This window comes from Rhizorhabdus argentea, assembly GCF_037861105.1.
In the GTDB taxonomy this organism is placed as follows: domain Bacteria; phylum Pseudomonadota; class Alphaproteobacteria; order Sphingomonadales; family Sphingomonadaceae; genus Rhizorhabdus; species Rhizorhabdus argentea.
The window spans coordinates 25,894-42,275 of record NZ_JBANFK010000013.1; the positions used below are offsets into that span (position 1 = coordinate 25,894).

Genomic DNA, 16,382 nt, shown 5'->3' on the forward strand with positions numbered 1-16,382 from the left:
CGGAATATTGGTGCCATGAAACTCAGCTCGATCGCCGCGATCTACATTCTCTTCTGGTGGGGTTGCCTGTTCCTGGTGCTGCCGTTCCGGCTGCGCTCCAGCGCCGAACCCGAGGCGCATGTGCCGGGCCAGGTCGAGAGCGCGACGCCGCGCTTTTCGGTGGGCCGGACGGTGTTGTGGACGACGATCCTGTCGGCCGTGCTGTTCGTGCTGTTCTTCATCAACTATTCGAACGGCTGGATCACTGCCGACGATTTCGACCTGACGCTCTGGGCAAGATGAATCGAGATCGGTGAGATCGCCCACGCCGGGGCGGCCAATCTACCGCCTCAGCAAGAACACCGCATGTTCGGCGCGCAGATTTGCCGCCGCGTCGCCGCGCCGGCGCGTTCCGGTCAGGAACCAGGCCTGCTCGACGGTGATGCCGCGCTCCTTAACGAAGGCGCGGAAGTCGTCGATCGTCAGCTGATGGATGTTCTGGGTTTCGTACCAGCTGACCGGCAGCGCCGGCGTCACCGGCATGCGTCCGCCCCAGGCCAGGCTGAGACGCACCCGCCAATAGGCGAAATTGGGGAAGGACACGAAGGCGTGGCGGCCGATCCGCATCAGTTCGGTCAAGACCTTGTCGGGCGCGCGCGCGGTCTGCAGCGTCTGGCTCAATATCGCGTAGTCGAACGCCTTGTCGGGATAGTTGACGAGGTCGGCATCGGCATCGCCCTGCACGACCGACAGCCCGCGCCCGACCGCCAGCGACACATTGGCCGGATCGATCTCGATGCCGCGCGCATCGCAATCCTTGGCGCGCAGCACGTCCATCAGCTCGCCGTCGCCGCAGCCGACATCGAGCACGCGCGCGCCGCTGCGCACATGATCGGCGATGATCGCGAGATCGGGACGGAGCGTGCTCACGCGCCTTCTCCTGCGCGCAGGAAACCGTCGACGACGCGGTTGAGTTCGGGAACGTCGAGCAGGAAGGAGTCATGGCCGAAGGGCGAGCTCAGCTCGACGAAACTGACCGCCGCACCTGCGGCGTTGAGCGCATGGACGATCGCGCGGGATTCGGCGGTCGGATAGAGCCAGTCGGTGTCGAAGCTGACCAGACAGAAGCGCGTCGCCGCGCCCCTGAAAGCGTTGGCGAGCAGCCCGTCATGCTCCTCGGCAATGTCGAGATAATCCATCGCGCGGGTGATGTAGAGGTAGGAGTTGGCGTCGAAGCGGTCGACGAAGCTGATCCCCTGGTGGCGCAGATAGGACTCGATCTGGAAATCGGCGTCGAAGCCGAAGCTCTTGACGCCATTCTTGTTGTTGGCGCGTGCCTGGAGTCGGCGGCCAAACTTCTCGGTCAGCCCAGCTTCGGACAGATAGGTGATGTGCGCCGCCATGCGCGCGACCGCGAGCCCCGCCGCCGGCGGGTCGTTATCGGCGTAATAGTCGCCGCCGCGCCACTTGGCGTCGGCCATTATCGCCTGGCGGCCGACCTCATGGAAGGCGATGTTCTGCGCCGAATGCCGCGCCGCGCTGGCGATCGCCACCGCCGAGCGGACGCGGTCGGGATAGGTCGCGGCCCACTGCAGAACCTGCATCCCCCCCATCGAGCCGCCGACGACCGCGCTCAGCGTCTCGACCCCGAGATGATCGAGCAGCATTGCCTGCGCGCGGACCATGTCGCGGATGGTGATCACCGGGAAGCGCATCGCAAAGGGCGTGCTGGTCTTGGGATCGACGCTGGCGGGTCCCGAGCTGCCCAGGCAGGAGCCGAGCACATTGGCGCAGATGATGAAGTGGCGCGCCGGATCGATCGGTTTGCCCGCACCCACCATGCGCGTCCACCAGCCGGGCTTGCCTGTCCTGGGATGGGTCGATGCGACATGCTGGTCGCCGGTCAGCGCGTGGCAGATCAGTATTGCGTTGGAGCGGTCGGCGTTCAGGACGCCATAGGTTTCATAGGCGATCTCGACCGGCGCCAGCCGCGTGCCGCCGTCCAGCCGCAGCGGGCCGGCCAATGTCACGGAACGGGCAAGGCCGAAACGGCTGTCGTCTGTCATCGGTCAGGGGGCTAGGACGCGGCGTGGGGCGCTGTCAACGGGAAGCCCGAGAGGGGATGGGAAGCATTGCGACAACGCTGCATCGCCCCTAAAGCGCAGCCATGACACAGATGCTCGCGCCCAAGCCCTGGATCGATGCGATCGCGCCTTATGTTCCGGGGCGGTCGACCACCGACGACGGCCGCAAGGTGGCCAAGCTTTCGTCCAACGAAAATCCGCTCGGCACCAGCGCGGCAGCGCGCGAGGCCTTTCTCGCCGGCGCGGCCTCGCTGGACCGTTATCCCGATGCATCGGCGGCCGCGCTGCGCGAGGCGATCGCCGCCGCGCATGGGCTCGATCCCGCGCGGGTGATCTATGGCACCGGCTCGGACGAGATTCTCCACCTCGCCGCCGGCGCCTATGCCGGCCCGGGCGATGAGGTGCTGTTCGTGCGCTACGGCTTCTCGGTCTATCCGATCGCCGCGCGACGGGTGGGCGCGGAACCGGTGGTGGCGCCGGACCAGGACTATGCGACCGACGTCGACGCGCTGATCGCCCATATCACGCCGCGAACGCGGGTGATCTTCCTCGCCAATCCGAACAATCCGACCGGCACCTATTCGCCGGCAGCGGATATCGCGCGGCTGCACGCGGCGACACCGGCCGATTGCCTGCTGGTCATCGACCAGGCCTATGCCGAATATCTCGAGCCCGAGGACGACGACGGCGCGTTCGCGCTGGCGCAGCACGCACCCAACGTGCTCGTCACTCGCACCTTCTCGAAGATCTACGGGCTCGCCGCCGAGCGGATCGGCTGGGGCTATGCCGACGCCGGGATAATCGAGGCCATGCACAAGATCCGGGCGCCGTTCAACGTGACGACGGCTGGCCAGCTTGCGGCTATCGCCGCGCTCGGCGACACGCGGTTCGTCGAGGAGAGCCGTGCCCACAACCTGCACTGGCGCGCCTGGTTCGAGGGCGAGATCGCCAGCCTGGGCAACAAGGGCCTGCGCGCGGTGCCGAGCAAGGCCAATTTCTCGCTGGTGCTGTTCGAGGGCAGGCTGACCGCCGACGCCGCCTATCATGGGCTGATGGAGGCGGGCTATATCGTGCGCTGGCTGCCGGGACAGGGCCTGCCGCACGGCCTGCGCATCACGATCGGCACCGAGGCGGAAATCACAGGCCTGACCGCGGCGCTACGCCGGCTCGTCGAGGGTGCGGGCTGATGCTGCCGTTCGCGCGGGTCACCATCATCGGACTGGGGCTGATCGGCTCGTCGATCGCACGCGCGGTGCAGGCGACCATGCCGACCGTGCGGCTGACCGGTCATGATGCCAGCCCGGACGTGCGCGAGTGCGCCCTCGAGCTCGGCTTCGTCGACGATGTCACCGACACCGCCGGCGCTTCCGTGGTCGATGCCGACCTGGTGATTCTGTGCGTGCCGGTCGGCGCGATGGGCGCGGTCGGCGCGGAGATCGCCGACGATCTGCCGCCAGAGGCGATCGTCAGCGATGTCGGTTCGTCCAAGGCAAGCGTGCTCGCGGCGCTTGCCGAAGCCCTGCCGGGCGCGACGATCATCCCCGCCCACCCCGTCGCTGGCACCGAGAACAGTGGCCCCGAAGCGGGCTTCGCCAGCCTGTTCAGCGGCCGCTGGTGCATCGTCACCCCACCTCCGGGCGCGGATCCGCTCGCGGTGCAGCGGGTCGAGGAGTTCTGGCGCAGGATCGGCGCCAATGTCGAGACGATGGACCCGAAGCATCATGACCTGGTGCTCGCGGTGACCAGCCATCTGCCCCACCTGATCGCCTATACCATCGTCGGCACCGCGTCGGACATGGAGGAGGTCACCCAGAGCGAGGTGATAAAATATTCGGCCGGCGGCTTCCGCGACTTCACCCGCATCGCCGCATCCGACCCGACGATGTGGCGCGACGTGTTCCTGTCGAACAAGGATGCGGTGCTCGAAATGCTCCAGCGCTTCTCCGAGGACCTGACCGCGCTGCAGCGCGCGATCCGCTGGGGCGACGGCGACGCGCTGTTCGAGCTGTTCACCCGCACCCGCGCGGTGCGGCGCTCGATCATCGAGCAGGGCCAGGACGACGCGGCGCCCGATTTCGGGCGGTCGCATTAGGCAGTGCGGCAAGCCGTACGGGCCCATCATCAAGTCAGCACGTCATGCCAGCGGAGGCTGGCATCCATGTCTGTTTAATCCGCGCGAAGGCACCTCGTGAGGAGAAAGACATGGGCCCCAGCCTCCGCAGAAGCGGCTGTACTCTCCTCCCCGAACGGAGAGATTTATAGTCTTTCATTCTCCAGCGCATTGATCGCGGCATGTACGCGCGCCTCGATCTCGACGCGGGGCAGGCCGGGCGGGATCGGCTCGCCGAAGCGCATCGTCACCACGCCGGGGCGCTTCAGGAAGCGGTTGCGGCCCCAGAGGCGCCCGCTGTCGAGAGCGATCGGGACGACCGGGATCTTGAGCTGCTTGTAGAGGCCCGCGAAGCCCGGCTGGAGCGCGGGCTGCTCGCCCGGCGCAACGCGGGTGCCTTCGGGGAAGATCAGGATCGAGCGGCCGCTGTCGCGTGCGTCGATCGCCGCGCGCATCATCCGGCGCAGCGCCTTGGCCGATCCCGACCGGTCGACCGGGATCACGCCCGCGCGCCTGGCGACCTGGCCGAACAGCGGCATGTCGGCCAGCTCGCGCTTCAGCACCACGGCCGGATCATCAATGATCACCAGCAAGTCGAGCGTCTCGAACATCGACTGGTGCTTCGCGGCGAACAGATAGGGCCCCGACGGCACCTCGCCCTCGATGCGGGTGCGGATGCCCAGCAGCAGGCGCGCGCACCAGCGATGGAAGCCGCCCCACAGCATCGCGTGGCGGCGCAGCACCCGCGAACCAGCCGGCACCAGCGGGAAGGCGCTCAGCACCGCGATCAGCGTCCCGGGATAGAAGATGAGCGCGAACAAGGCCGAGCGCAGCGCCATGATCATATTCCGATAAGCCCCGCGATCCGCCGCAGCAGATATTTGTTATATTCCCGGACCAGGTCGACCAGCCCAGGCTCGGTCGGCACCGCATCGGCCACGACGCTGAGATCGTCGCCCGTCATCGTTTCCAGGTCGTAGCGGGCGCGTACCATGTGCCAGTCGGAGGTGACCAGACGGATCGACCGGTAATGGTTGCGCGCGATCCAGCCGGCGGCCTCCTCGGCATTGGAACGAGTGTCGACCGACTCGTGGCCGAGATCGACGCAACAATCGACCAGCGCAGGCGCCGCCTCGAACTGGGCGGCGATCTCGTGCGGCTTGACCCGGCGGTCCACCCCCGAGATCAGCAGCCGCTTCGCGCGCTTCTCGGCCAGCAGTGCGAGGCCGCGCTCCACCCTGCCGCGCCCGCCGGTCATCACCACGATGCCGTCGGTCGCGATGCCGTTGGCGGCCGGCTGGGGCAGGAACAGCGCGAAGATCATGAATCCGGCGATCCAGAGCAGCAGGCCCAGGGCGAAGGTGCGGACGATCATAGCCGGCGCCTCAGGGCGACGATGATCGTCAGCCGCGCTGCGAGCATCGCCAGCAAGGTGCCGGCGATCGGCAGAAGTCCCAGCATCGCCCACGCGACCGGCGGCAGCTCGACCGATCCCAGCAGGTCCGATCCGACCTCGGCGATGCGATCCCCGACCGCGTAGATCACCAGGCTGGCGAGCAGCAGGCCGATCAGGCTCCCGAACAGCGCATCGGTGGCGATCCGGCGCTGGAACAGGCTCGCGATCTGCGCATCGCTCGAGCCGAGATGGTGCATCACATCGATGGTCGCCTGATGCGTGTTCAGCGCGGCGCGCGCGGCGAGCACCACGGTAAAAGCCGCCGCCGCCGCCATCAGCAGGACAAGCACGCCGGCGAGCCAGCGCAGCGATGCGATCAGCCCGGCGAGCGGCGCGAGCCACTGCGCATGCGCGTCGATCCGTGCGCGCGGGCTGATCGCGCGGACCACCGCCCCGGCCTTTTCGATGCCGCGATCCGAGCCGGGCGCGAAGGCGACGTCGATCATCGCCGGCACCGGCAGATCGTTATCGGCAAGACCGGCGCCCAGCCATGGCTGGAGCAGCTCGGTGATCTCCTCGTCGCCGATCCGACGAATCGAGACCACGCCGGGCAGCTTGCCAACGGCAGCGGCAATGCGCGCGGCGGCATCGTCGCGCCGCGGCTTGTTCGCATCGACGATCTGGATGGTGATCTGGCCCGACATATGATCGTCGAGATCGCGCGCGGCGAAGCCCAGCGCCAGCCCGGCGGCAGCGGCCAGCACCATCAGGAACATCATGATCGCGATCACCCAGGGCATCGGCCCCGAGAGCCAGCCCTCGGGCAGCAGCCGCCGACCGGCGGCGCTGGTCAGCCAATGGCCCGATCCCCTGCCGAACAGAGCCATCAGTCGCGCTTCGGCGGATAGCGCAGCGCGCCGGTGGGATCGGACAGCCGCCCCTTGTCGAGCCGGATGATCTGGGCATCGTCGACGCGGGGAACGAGGTGAAGGTCGTGGGTGGCGACCAGGATGGTGGTGCCGAGCTTGTTGAGCGCCTCGAACAGATAGAGCAGCCGCTCCGCCATCTCCGGGTCGACATTGCCGGTTGGCTCGTCGGCGACGAGGATCTCGGGCCGGCCGATCACCGCGCGGGCGATCGCGACCCGCTGCTGCTCGCCGCCCGACAAGGTCGCGGGCCTGGCATGGGCACGGCCCGACAGGCCGACCCATTCGAGCATCTCGCGCACCGGCGTGTCGATATCGGCCTCGGCCACCCCATTCACGCGCAGCGGCAGCGCGATATTCTCATAGGCCGACAGGTGCGGGATCAGCCGGAAGTCCTGAAAGACCGTGCCGATCCGGCGCCGGAAACCGGGGATGCGCGCGCGCGGCAGGGTCACGACATCTTCGCCGAACATCCGGATGAGCCCGCGGCTCGGCCGCTGGGCGAGATAGATCAGCCGCAGCAGCGAGCTCTTGCCCGCGCCCGAGGGGCCGGTGAGGAAGTAGAAGGCGCCTGCCGCCAGGCTGAAATTGATGTCGCTGAGCGTCTCCGCGCCGACGCCATAGCGCAGCCCGACATTCTCGAACTGGACGATGTTGGCGGCCCCCGGCCTCATCGGATCCGCTCCTTCCGCATGCCCTCGCAATGGCACAGCCGTCGCGTGCCCGCAAATGCTTGCAGCGGGAGTCCGGTCGGGGTTAGGGTCGGCGCCAATGATCCTGTCCTGCCCCGCCTGCCAGACCCGCTATCTCGTTCCGGACTCGGCCGTCGGCGCGTCCGGACGCCAGGTGCGCTGCGCCAATTGCCGGCACAGCTGGTTCCAGGAGCCGGCGCCGCTCGATCCCGCTACAGCCCGGGACCTGTTCGATGTTTCGGCAGCAGCGCCGCCGGCGACCACCGTCGAGCCGGTGCCGCCGCCCGCGGTCCCGGGAACCGAGCAGCCGGAGAACCAGGTCCAGGCGCGCTATGACGGCCCGGAGGAAGTCGCACCGATCCACGACATCGTCGTGGCGCGTCCCCGCCGCAATATCGGCAAGCTGCTGACCATCCTTTCGGTAATCGTGGCGTTGCTGCTGGTCGCCGCGATCGGCGCAGTGGTCGCGGTGGGACCCGACAAGCTGGCCGAGCGGCTCGGCATCACCCCGGCGCCGGTGCCGCTGGTGATCGAGATGACCCGCAAGCCCGATCGGCGCGAAACCGCGAGCGGCAACGAGTTGCTGGCGGTGACCGGCCGGATCGTAAACCCCACCGACATTCCCCAGACCGTTCGGGACATTCGCGCCGAGCTCCGCGATACCCAGGGCCGCACCGTCTATAGCTGGACGATCACCCGTCCGGTACCGATGCTGGCCCCGGGCGCCTCGGCTGAGTTCGACAGCGCAGCGGTCGATATCCCGCGCGGAGCCAAGAACCTTCATCTGAGTTTCATAGGGCCGACCGGCAGCTGAGGATGAACCGTCACCCCGGCGGAGGCCGGGGTTTCGGGCGTCGAGTGCGCGCCTTATCCTCACGAGATCCCGGCCTCCGCCGGGATGACCTCACGATAGGAGCAACCATTGCGCATCGGAGTGCTGACCGGCGGCGGCGACGTGCCGGGCCTCAATCCCTGCATCCGCTCGATCACGCTGTCGGCGCTCGATCGCGGCTGGGAGGTGATCGGCTTCAAACGCGGCTGGCAGGGCTTCCTGGAGATCGACCCAGCGGATGCCGAGAGCATAGCCACGCACAGCGTCGTGCTCGATCGCGAGGCGGTGCGTGGGATCGATCGGGTCGGCGGCACGATGCTCCACACCTCGCGCACCGATCCGCGCACTGCGGCCGGCGGCGACCGGACCGCGCATGTCCTCAACGTGCTCGATGCGCTTGGCGTGGACGCGCTGATCACGCTCGGCGGCGACGGCACGCTGCGCTTCTCGGCGCATTTGTCGGCTCAAGGCTTCCCGGTCGTCTCGATTCCCAAGACGATGGACAACGATGTGTTCGGCACAGACTATTGCATCGGCTTCTCGACGGCGATCAGCCGCTCGGTCGACGCGATCAACGCATTGCGCACTACGGCGGAAAGCCATGAGCGGATCGCCATCATCGAGCTGTTCGGCCGCCGCTCGGGCGAGACCGCGCTGCTGGCCGGCTTCCTCGCCCAGGTCGATCGCACCGTGATCGCCGAGGTGCCTGCCGATCCGGACCTGTTGCTGCCGCTGCTGGTCGAGGATCGCCGCAGCCGCCCCGGCGCTTATGCGATGTGCGTGATCTCCGAGGGCGCCGCTCTGGTTGGCGACACCGCGGCTGCCGCCGAGCGCCAGCTGTCGGCGACCCAGCGCAGCGAGCCGGCGGTCAGCCGGCGGCTGGCGTTGCTGATCGAGGAGCAGGCGGGGCAGGGCACCATCGTCCAGCAGCTCGCCTATCTGATGCGCTCGGGCGATCCCGACGCGCTCGACCGGATGGTCGGCTTCGCCTTCGGCGGCCTTGCCATCCGCAAGATCGAGGCCCGCGAGACGGGATGCATGCTGGCGCTGCGGGACGGCAACTATGCCAGCGTGCCGATCGATACGCTGCTCGGCGGCGCCAAGACGGTGGACGTCGCGGCGCTCTACGATGTGGCGCGCTATCGGCCGAAGCTCACGCATGTCGAAGGCATGCCGATGTTTCTCTACTGACGGCAGCGGCGATCGGCCAAGCTGCGCAAAGATAGCCCATTGCGCGCGCCTATCCGCTTTGCTAGTGGCACGCGCCTACCAGCATCCCGGCCCGCCGGGATTCTACTCGGTGTGCGGTCGTGGCGGAACTGGTAGACGCGCAACGTTGAGGTCGTTGTGGCCGAAAGGCCGTGGAAGTTCGAGTCTTCTCGACCGCACCACCCTGTCTTGATTAACTGCAATTGCTCGATGATCCCTTCGGGGATCTGTTGAAACCGGGCAGTCGCGCGGTTGCCGGATGACGTCGCTCGGCCGAACGCAGTTTTGCACCGGCGCCGGATAATAGCTCCGGAATGGCGCCTTCTTCTGTGGTCGATTAGCAACGGCCCGCCTACCCTTCGTGGGCGAGGTGCGATGTGGCGAGATTTACCGGGACGAGCAGTGGAGACATTTATACTGGGGGTGTCGAAAATGACGACATCACCGGAAATGGTGGCGATGACCGGCTGAGCGGCAACGCGGGCAACGACACGATCGAAGGCGACGGCGGTGCCGATAACCTGGCCGGAGGCGATGGCGACGACCAACTTTTCTCCCACACCCGCTACGTAGCCAATCTCTTCGTCTCGGTACCCGGTATATCCTATGACGTGTTCGGCGAGTCGGACACGCTTATGGGGGGGAACGGCGACGACTATATCTTCGCTGGCTATGGCGACGTCATCGATGGCGGCGCCCAAGGTTCCTACGGCAACCGGCTTTTCATCTCGTTCCAAGGGTCACCGGATGGCGTAACGGCCGATTTCCGCGCGCTGCGGGACGGCGCCACGGTCACCGTCGGAACGACGCAAGTCAGTAATATCCAAACCGTCGGCTATCTCGAAGGCAGCAATTTCGATGACGTGCTGGTGCCGATCGATACCTATTATCCGACGGGGCCCAACGTCTATGGACGGGGCGGAAACGATAGCATCACCGCCGACTATTATTCGGGCTGGGGAGGCTCGGGCATCTGGGGCGGCGACGGCAACGACACGATCGACGGCACCACCGCACAATATGGACCGAAGCTTTATGGGGAGGCCGGCGACGACGTCATTCGCATGCGATCCGCGCTGGGCGTCGCCTATGGCGGCGACGGCAACGATACTATCTCGGCCGGTGGCGAGGTGCATGGCGGAAACGGCAACGACCGCATCGATATGCTGTCCACTTATTATACGGCCCAAGTCTATGGCGATGAAGGCAACGACGTCATCATCGGTGTCGCCGAGGGGAATCCGAATGATTACGGCAACACCATCGCCGGCGGGTCTGGCGCCGATACGCTGAGTGGTGGCGCGAACGGCGATATACTGGCGTCCGGCGACTTCCTCGCCAACAGTTCCACCGCCACGCCTGATATGGGCGTCGAACATGATGTACTAAACGCATTAGCGGGCAACGACAGCTTGTCCGCCGGCATCGGTGACGATGTCGATGGCGGCGATGGCAACGACGTCTTGAGCTTGTCGCTCGGCGGCGCCGCCTCCGGAGTGACGATCGATCTGACCGGCATAGCTCTATCGCTTCCCTATAGCTTTGCCGGTGGTACGATCCAGCACATCGAGACGCTCGACCGAGTGACCGGCAGCGCTTTCGCCGACGCGATCACAGTCGGCAGACAAGAGTCGCTGGTGACGATCGACGGCGGCGATGGCGCCGATATGGTGACGTCTGCCGACAGTTCAGTCGCTTTTAATGGCGGAACTGGAGATGATCGCTTCGTGAGCGGGATCGCTGGGGATCGCTTCGATGGCGGCAGCGGCTTCGACACGGTCGATTATGGGGCCTATTCGACGGGAGTCACCGTTGCCCTTGGCGCGACGTCGGGCGCGCAGGGGGCGGGAGCGGGCGGCGATGTGCTGATTTCCGTCGAAGGGGTCATCGGAACCCCGAGTGCCGACATGATCGTGGGCGGTCAGTCTGCCGAGCTCCTGAACGGCGGAGGCGGCAGCGATACGCTCGACGGTGGTGCGGGCGCCGACACAATGACCGGCGGCTCGGGCGACGATGTTTTCATTGTCGACAACGCTGGCGATCGGGTGATCGAAGCCGTGAGCGGCGGCGCTGATAGTGTCACTGCGAATGCAAGCTGGGCGATGGCGAGCGGCCAGGAAATCGAGACGCTCATCGCCGGCGGATCCGCGCAGCTCAGCCTTACCGGCAACGAGGGCGACAACAGCCTCGTCGGCAATGATGCCGCCAATGTGCTGATAGGCCTCGGCGGGGCCGATGTGCTGACTGGTGGCGGCGGCAATGACCACCTGTTCGGCCAGTCGGCAAGTGGGGGCGTCGATGGTGCCGACTCGCTCGATGCCGGCGACGGTTCCGATTATCTCCAGGGCAACGCCGGCAACGACACGCTCGATGGCGGGCTGGGATCGGATCGGATCAACGGCGGTGCAAATGACGATGTCATTCGCGGCGGCTCCGACAATGGCAACGACACGATCAACGGCAACCTTGGCAATGATGCTATCGATGGAGGAGCAGGTAATGATTCGCTGCGCGGCGGGCAGGGCCATGACTCTATCCTCGGTGGCGACGGCAACGACGTGCTTTCCGGCGACCTTGGCGTAGACACCGTGGCAGGCGGCGCCGGCAGTGACCTGTTCTTGTTCGGCGGCAATGCCTCTTTGTTCAACGGCGCGGCGCCCGATCAAATTTCAGATTTCCAGGATGGCAGCGATCGTCTCTCTGTCGGCTATTCGGTGCAAGCGCTGCTGGTCGGCCCCGAACAGTCGAGCTTTGCATCCGCGGCGACCGCGGCCCAGCTGCTATTCGACGGCCGTGTCGGCACCGGCGGCGAGGTCGCGGCGATCAGGGTCGGCAACGACACCTATCTGTTCTATTCGAGCAACAACGGGGCGGTGGTCGATTCGGCCGTCCAGCTCGTCGGGTTGGGATCGACCGCGCTTTCAATGGCCGATTTTCTGTAAGGCTCAGAACCGCCGGCTCCGCTGCACATTGTCTAGTGCCTCTCCGGCACAGCTTCGGCGAGGCATCGCCGGAGCACATGCTCGGGGGTGCCTTGTCGCAGATATTCGGCCGGCACAGAACTGCTCTTGCCCAGGCTTCACCTCGAATGAGAGTGAATATGCTCTAAGCCGCGCCCGTGGCGACTAAGCAAGGTCGAGCGGGCCAGATTGGAAGCGCTCGGTATCGCCGCGCCAGCCGGCCCACCACCTGCTCAATAGGACAGGCGTGATAACAAGTCACGCAAGCTAGTCTTCTCCCCACCAAAACGGCACGCATATCCGACGACAGTCCGGCGCGCGAGGCCTAGGGAGAGAGACGATGATCCGGCATGTAGTCATGATCAAGTTCAAGCAGGATGCCCCGCAGGACAAGATCGATACCTTTATCGAAGAGGTGAAGAAGCTGTCGCATCTCAATCGCGAAGTGCGCGATTACAGTCATGGGCTTTGCGTCAAGACACGCTATCATTCGGGCGATTTCGATTTCGCAAATTGCTGCGACATCGACAGCTACGAAGCGATGGACCGCTACATGTCGCACTGGTCGCACCTGCGCATGACGCCGTATCTGCCCGATATATTGGAAAACATGATCTCGTTCGATTGGGAGATCGACTATCACGGCCCGGAATTCGATGAGAAACTGGCCGCCGAGGAAGCCGAGCGGGAAGTCGCGCGCGTCCTGCCCATCCATGCCGATCCCGCGAAGGCCTATGTCCCCGAACTGCGCGGACAGACGCGCGAGCGGGCCCGGGAAATGTGCGAAGCGGTCGGCCTCGTCCTGTCCGGCGATGAGGAAGAGATCATAGGCTCGGTCTGGGCTCCCAACCGGATCATGTTCCTGACTCCCGAGACCGGGACCGAGCTGTCTAAAGGCAGCGCGGTGAAGATCGGCATCACGGGAAACTGGCTGACTGGCCCGGCCGTGCCCGCTGGCGACGGCCCCGCCTGGTAAATACGCCGGTCGGTCGGCTGGTCCTTCGCGGTGCCTCGCCGAAGGCGCTCTGCCCGCACCAATGCTGCGCGACATGCGCTGAGGAGAGACCCTGTCATGATCATTCTTGCCGGCCACCTGAAGACCAGTCCCGACCTTGTCGAGGAGCTTTCCGCCGCGCTTGGTTCGCTGGTTGCCGACACGCTGCAGGAAGATGGGTGCCTCGATTATCACTTTGCCATCGACGACAGGGCTGGGGGCAGGATCCTCGTTTATGAGCGCTGGCGCGATGGCGATGCGCTGAACACGCACCTTGCGCTGCCCGCCGTCGGCGCGGTGCTGGGCGGCTGGGCCGACCGCATCGAGATCGCCGTACGCAAGTTCGATGCCGCCAACGAACGCGGCTTCACCGACTGATACGGGAGATGAAAGATGACTGACGATTTCATATGGGACCTGGAGGCCGACGTCGTCGTTCTGGGCTCCGGCGGGGCGGCCATGACGGCGGCGATCGCCGCGCATGATTTCGGCGCCAGGGATGTGGTCATCCTGGAAAAGTCCGGGATGGTCGGCGGGACGACGGCCATGTCCGGCGGCATGCTCTGGATTCCCAACAACCATTATCAGCGCGAAGCCGGCATCGAGGACTCCGACGACGACATCGTGGCCTATCTCGACGCACTCGCTCCAGGCGCGCTCGACCCGGATACGCTGGGGGCGTTCATGGAGAGTGGTCCGGAGATGATCCGCTATTTCGCGGACAAGACCCCCGTCCGCTTCCATCCCTTTGCCGATTTTCCCGATTATCAACCCTACCTGCCTGGCGCCAAGGCCGACGGCGGGCGCTCGCTGGACAACGAGGCCTTCTCCTTCGAGCAGCTTGGAAAATGGGCGACCCGGGTGAACCCCACCAAGATGGCGTACCCGGTGCGCGGCAGCCTGATGGAGGCGATCAACGGCACACTGGACGAAGCCACCCTCGCCGAGCGCGAAAAGCACGATTATCGCGGCCTGGGGCAGGCGCTGGCCGGCTCGCTGTTCAAGGCCGTGCTGGACCGCAACATCCCGGTCGAATTCGAAAAGCGCGCCCGCAAGCTGGTGAAGGACGGCGAACGGGTGATCGGCGTCGTAGCCGGAGATGCCGAGGGCCGCGATTTCCGCGTGCGTGCGCGCCGCGGCGTCGTCATCGCCACCGGCGGCTTCGAGTGGAACGAGAATCTGGTCAGGACCTTCCTGCGCGGCCCGCTCACCGGTCCGGTCAGCGTGCCGGAGAATGAGGGCGATGGCCTGGTGATGGCCATCGAGGCCGGCGCCCAGTTGGGCAATATGCAGAATGCCTTCTGGCAGCAGAGCGTGCTTGAGTTCGAGCCGCAGCACCGCTCCGCCAAGCCCAACTACATGCTGGGTTCGGACGAACGGGCCCGCCCGGGCGCCATCCTGGTCAACCGTGCCGGCAAGCGGTTCGTCAACGAGGCGGCCAATTACAACGCCATGGGCAAGGCGCTGCATGCCTTCGACGCCGGGACCCACAGCTACGCCAATCTGCCCTACTGGCTGATCATCGATCAGCGCTACAAGGACAAGTATCCGACCTTCAACTCCCAGCCGGGGTCACCTGTCCCGTCCTACATGATGCAGGCGGAAACCCTGGAGGAACTGGCTGCAAAGGCGGGGATCGACGGCGAAGCACTGAAGGCCACCGTGGCGCGGTTCAACGACATGGTCCGTAACGGCCATGACGACGACTTCAATCGTGGCGACAATAGCTACGACAATTTCTACATGTGGGGCGATCCGGCCTTCGATCCGCCGTACCGCACCCTCGGCCTGATCGATCAGGGCCCCTACTACGCAGTGAAGATGGAATCAGGCGCTTTGGGCACTGCCGGCGGTCCGAAGACCAACGGCGATGCCCAGGTGCTGGATTGGCACGGCAACCCGATCCCGGGCCTCTACGCGGCGGGCAACGCGATGGCGGCAGTGCTGGGCGAAGGCTATGGCGGTGCCGGTGGGACGCTAGGGCCGGGCATGACCTTCGGCTACATCGCCGGACGTCACCTCGGTACCCATATATCCAACCACTGATTTTGATTCCGCCGGGCGCGTCCGGCATCTTGCCGGGCGCAGCCGTAGAGACGCGCCAGCGCCGGAGGCCGCGTCCTCGGGCGGGAACTCCGGCGCTTCAACCTTTACCGCAGATCTTCGACCGACACCCAGCCCTTGCTGCCATAGGCATCGCTGACCTCGACGAACAGGCCTTCGCGAACACCCGTCGGCTTCAGCACCGTGCCGCTGCGCAGCGCCCGGACCGTCTGGCCGATAGAGGGCTGGGCATAGAGCTTGGTATCGATCGCGGTGGTGTAGCCCGGCGCCGTCGATACCGCCGTGGCGCCAGCGGCTCCGGCGGCGGGCTTCACGCTCACCAGCGCCGCCCGCTGTGCGACGACTGCGTTGAACGCGACCACAAAGGCGCTCGCCAGCATCTGGCCGTCCTTCGAAGTGGCGTAGCCGCTGCCGACATAGTCGCCATAGCCCCGGGCGATGATGTTCGCGCGGGCGGCGTCGGCATAGGGATTGCCGCCGAAGCCGCCGAGGCCGCCGATCGAGACCTGGGTCTTGCTCTGCTCGCCCGATCCGTTGACGATCGTCTGGCCCGTCGCGGGGCTGATCACCCGCAGTCCTGCGGCGACCGTCTTCTTCTTGCCGCCGAAGCCGCCCAGCATGCCGAGCGCCTGGCCTCCGAAGGGGATGCCACCCATCATCCGACCGGCGGCGCCCGAGCGGACAAGGCCCTCGGTCAGCGCGGTCTGGGCCAGGCCGATGCCCTTGTCGACCTCCTCCTTGTCGCCGGCGATGGCGTTGACGAGGAAATCGGCGGGCGCGCCGCTGCCGTTCGCCTGCAGCGTGAAGCAGCCGCTCTGCACCGCCATCGCCGCGATCAGGTCGCGTGGGCTGCTCAGTCCATATTTGGTCCAGCCCTGGGTGTCGCCGTCGACGACCGCGATGCTGCCGATCGCCGCATCGCATTTCGCCAGCGTCACCGGCGCGTCGGCGGCGATCACAGGCGTGGAAGACAGCGCGGCCGCTATGGCCGCCGGAATGACGTATTTCATGATCGTGAACCCCCGTTCCTCTCCAGGCCGAAGCGAACGCTTTCCGTTCCCCCGAATCGCGTTTCGGCCGCAGGCAGGATTACCGAAGCGTCCGGCCTTGGCTATGCTCTAATGCAGTGGGGCGCG

At 66.1% G+C, this 16,382-nt stretch carries 16 protein-coding genes and 1 tRNA gene; 10 read left to right on the forward strand and 7 right to left on the reverse strand.

The features are described 5' to 3' along the window. The first annotated feature begins 15 nt into the window (after positions 1–15). Positions 16–282, forward strand: a complete 267-nt coding sequence (locus AAC645_RS13010; RefSeq protein ID WP_340316580.1) for a DUF1467 family protein — start codon at positions 16–18, stop codon at positions 280–282. Positions 283–321: 39 nt separating this feature from the next. On the opposite strand, the gene metW is transcribed toward AAC645_RS13010, so the two are convergent. Together metW and metX are read right to left on the reverse strand one after the other, a co-directional pair. Then, positions 322–909 carry a methionine biosynthesis protein MetW gene (metW, locus tag AAC645_RS13015; RefSeq protein WP_340316582.1) on the reverse strand — a complete coding sequence of 196 codons (588 nt, stop codon included), beginning with the start codon at positions 907–909 and terminating at the stop codon, positions 322–324. Further along, the gene (gene metX, locus AAC645_RS13020) at positions 906–2,045 is read right to left on the reverse strand and encodes a homoserine O-acetyltransferase MetX (RefSeq protein ID WP_340316584.1); all 1,140 of its coding nucleotides are present in this window, start codon (positions 2,043–2,045) and stop codon (positions 906–908) included. Before metX ends, metW begins: the two co-directional genes overlap by 4 nt. 101 nt (positions 2,046–2,146) lie before the next feature. On the opposite strand from metX, the gene hisC reads away from it, so the two are divergent. Both hisC and AAC645_RS13030 read left to right on the forward strand, forming a co-directional pair. Beyond that, complete coding sequence (gene hisC, locus AAC645_RS13025) at positions 2,147–3,250, forward strand: histidinol-phosphate transaminase (RefSeq protein ID WP_340316585.1); 1,104 nt, start codon at positions 2,147–2,149, stop codon at positions 3,248–3,250. After that, positions 3,250–4,155 carry a prephenate/arogenate dehydrogenase family protein gene (locus tag AAC645_RS13030; RefSeq protein WP_340316587.1) on the forward strand — a complete coding sequence of 302 codons (906 nt, stop codon included), beginning with the start codon at positions 3,250–3,252 and terminating at the stop codon, positions 4,153–4,155. The genes hisC and AAC645_RS13030 overlap by 1 nt, the downstream gene beginning before the upstream one ends. 164 nt (positions 4,156–4,319) lie before the next feature. On the opposite strand, the gene AAC645_RS13035 is transcribed toward AAC645_RS13030, so the two are convergent. Genes AAC645_RS13035 through ftsE form a run of 4 tightly spaced genes read right to left on the reverse strand, consistent with a single transcriptional unit; the run spans position 4,320 to position 7,169 of the window. Continuing rightward, positions 4,320–5,018, reverse strand: coding sequence for a lysophospholipid acyltransferase family protein (locus AAC645_RS13035; protein WP_340316588.1), 699 nt, complete (start codon positions 5,016–5,018; stop codon positions 4,320–4,322). Further along, positions 5,015–5,548 carry a YdcF family protein gene (locus AAC645_RS13040; protein WP_340316589.1) on the reverse strand — a complete coding sequence of 178 codons (534 nt, stop codon included), beginning with the start codon at positions 5,546–5,548 and terminating at the stop codon, positions 5,015–5,017. Before AAC645_RS13040 ends, AAC645_RS13035 begins: the two co-directional genes overlap by 4 nt. Next, positions 5,545–6,456, reverse strand: coding sequence for a cell division protein FtsX (locus AAC645_RS13045; RefSeq protein WP_340316591.1), 912 nt, complete (start codon positions 6,454–6,456; stop codon positions 5,545–5,547). The genes AAC645_RS13040 and AAC645_RS13045 overlap by 4 nt, the downstream gene beginning before the upstream one ends. Further along, positions 6,456–7,169, reverse strand: coding sequence for a cell division ATP-binding protein FtsE (gene ftsE / locus AAC645_RS13050; protein WP_340316593.1), 714 nt, complete (start codon positions 7,167–7,169; stop codon positions 6,456–6,458). Before ftsE ends, AAC645_RS13045 begins: the two co-directional genes overlap by 1 nt. 97 nt (positions 7,170–7,266) lie before the next feature. Here ftsE and AAC645_RS13055 point away from each other — a divergent pair, with 97 nt between their 5' ends. From AAC645_RS13055 to AAC645_RS13085, 7 genes are all read left to right on the forward strand, one after another. Further along, entirely contained in the window at positions 7,267–8,001 is a 735-nt protein-coding gene (locus AAC645_RS13055) for a zinc-ribbon domain-containing protein (protein ID WP_340316595.1), read from the forward strand. 108 nt (positions 8,002–8,109) lie between these two features. After that, positions 8,110–9,210, forward strand: a complete 1,101-nt coding sequence (locus AAC645_RS13060; RefSeq protein WP_340316597.1) for a 6-phosphofructokinase — start codon at positions 8,110–8,112, stop codon at positions 9,208–9,210. Between the two features lie 113 nt (positions 9,211–9,323). Then, positions 9,324–9,410, forward strand: a tRNA-Leu gene (locus AAC645_RS13065). 195 nt (positions 9,411–9,605) lie between these two features. After that, positions 9,606–12,170: a hypothetical protein gene (locus tag AAC645_RS13070; protein ID WP_340316599.1), complete on the forward strand. Its 2,565-nt coding sequence runs from the start codon at positions 9,606–9,608 to the stop codon at positions 12,168–12,170. A gap of 358 nt (positions 12,171–12,528) precedes the next feature. Next, positions 12,529–13,164, forward strand: a complete 636-nt coding sequence (locus tag AAC645_RS13075; RefSeq protein WP_340316601.1) for a Dabb family protein — start codon at positions 12,529–12,531, stop codon at positions 13,162–13,164. Positions 13,165–13,260: 96 nt separating this feature from the next. After that, the gene (locus tag AAC645_RS13080) at positions 13,261–13,560 is read left to right on the forward strand and encodes a putative quinol monooxygenase (RefSeq protein ID WP_340316603.1); all 300 of its coding nucleotides are present in this window, start codon (positions 13,261–13,263) and stop codon (positions 13,558–13,560) included. 15 nt (positions 13,561–13,575) lie between these two features. After that, a complete protein-coding gene (locus AAC645_RS13085; protein WP_340316604.1) occupies positions 13,576–15,228 on the forward strand; it encodes an FAD-binding protein in 1,653 nt (550 codons plus the stop codon). A 104-nt stretch (positions 15,229–15,332) separates the two neighbouring features. On the opposite strand, the gene AAC645_RS13090 is transcribed toward AAC645_RS13085, so the two are convergent. Then, a complete protein-coding gene (locus tag AAC645_RS13090) occupies positions 15,333–16,256 on the reverse strand; it encodes an SH3 domain-containing protein (protein WP_340316606.1) in 924 nt (307 codons plus the stop codon). Between the last annotated feature and the right edge of the window lie 126 nt (positions 16,257–16,382).

Coding starts and splice junctions, on each gene's coding strand:
- hisC (WP_340316585.1), top strand. CDS start 2,147: ATGACACAGATGCTCGCGCCCAAGCCCTGGATCGATGCGATCGCGCCT.
- AAC645_RS13085 (WP_340316604.1), top strand. CDS start 13,576: ATGACTGACGATTTCATATGGGACCTGGAGGCCGACGTCGTCGTTCTG.
- AAC645_RS13035 (WP_340316588.1), bottom strand. CDS start 5,018: ATGATCATGGCGCTGCGCTCGGCCTTGTTCGCGCTCATCTTCTATCCC.
- AAC645_RS13075 (WP_340316601.1), top strand. CDS start 12,529: ATGATCCGGCATGTAGTCATGATCAAGTTCAAGCAGGATGCCCCGCAG.
- AAC645_RS13040 (WP_340316589.1), bottom strand. CDS start 5,548: ATGATCGTCCGCACCTTCGCCCTGGGCCTGCTGCTCTGGATCGCCGGA.
- AAC645_RS13045 (WP_340316591.1), bottom strand. CDS start 6,456: ATGGCTCTGTTCGGCAGGGGATCGGGCCATTGGCTGACCAGCGCCGCC.
- AAC645_RS13030 (WP_340316587.1), top strand. CDS start 3,250: ATGCTGCCGTTCGCGCGGGTCACCATCATCGGACTGGGGCTGATCGGC.
- AAC645_RS13055 (WP_340316595.1), top strand. CDS start 7,267: ATGATCCTGTCCTGCCCCGCCTGCCAGACCCGCTATCTCGTTCCGGAC.
- AAC645_RS13010 (WP_340316580.1), top strand. CDS start 16: ATGAAACTCAGCTCGATCGCCGCGATCTACATTCTCTTCTGGTGGGGT.
- metX (WP_340316584.1), bottom strand. CDS start 2,045: ATGACAGACGACAGCCGTTTCGGCCTTGCCCGTTCCGTGACATTGGCC.
- AAC645_RS13090 (WP_340316606.1), bottom strand. CDS start 16,256: ATGAAATACGTCATTCCGGCGGCCATAGCGGCCGCGCTGTCTTCCACG.
- AAC645_RS13080 (WP_340316603.1), top strand. CDS start 13,261: ATGATCATTCTTGCCGGCCACCTGAAGACCAGTCCCGACCTTGTCGAG.
- ftsE (WP_340316593.1), bottom strand. CDS start 7,169: ATGAGGCCGGGGGCCGCCAACATCGTCCAGTTCGAGAATGTCGGGCTG.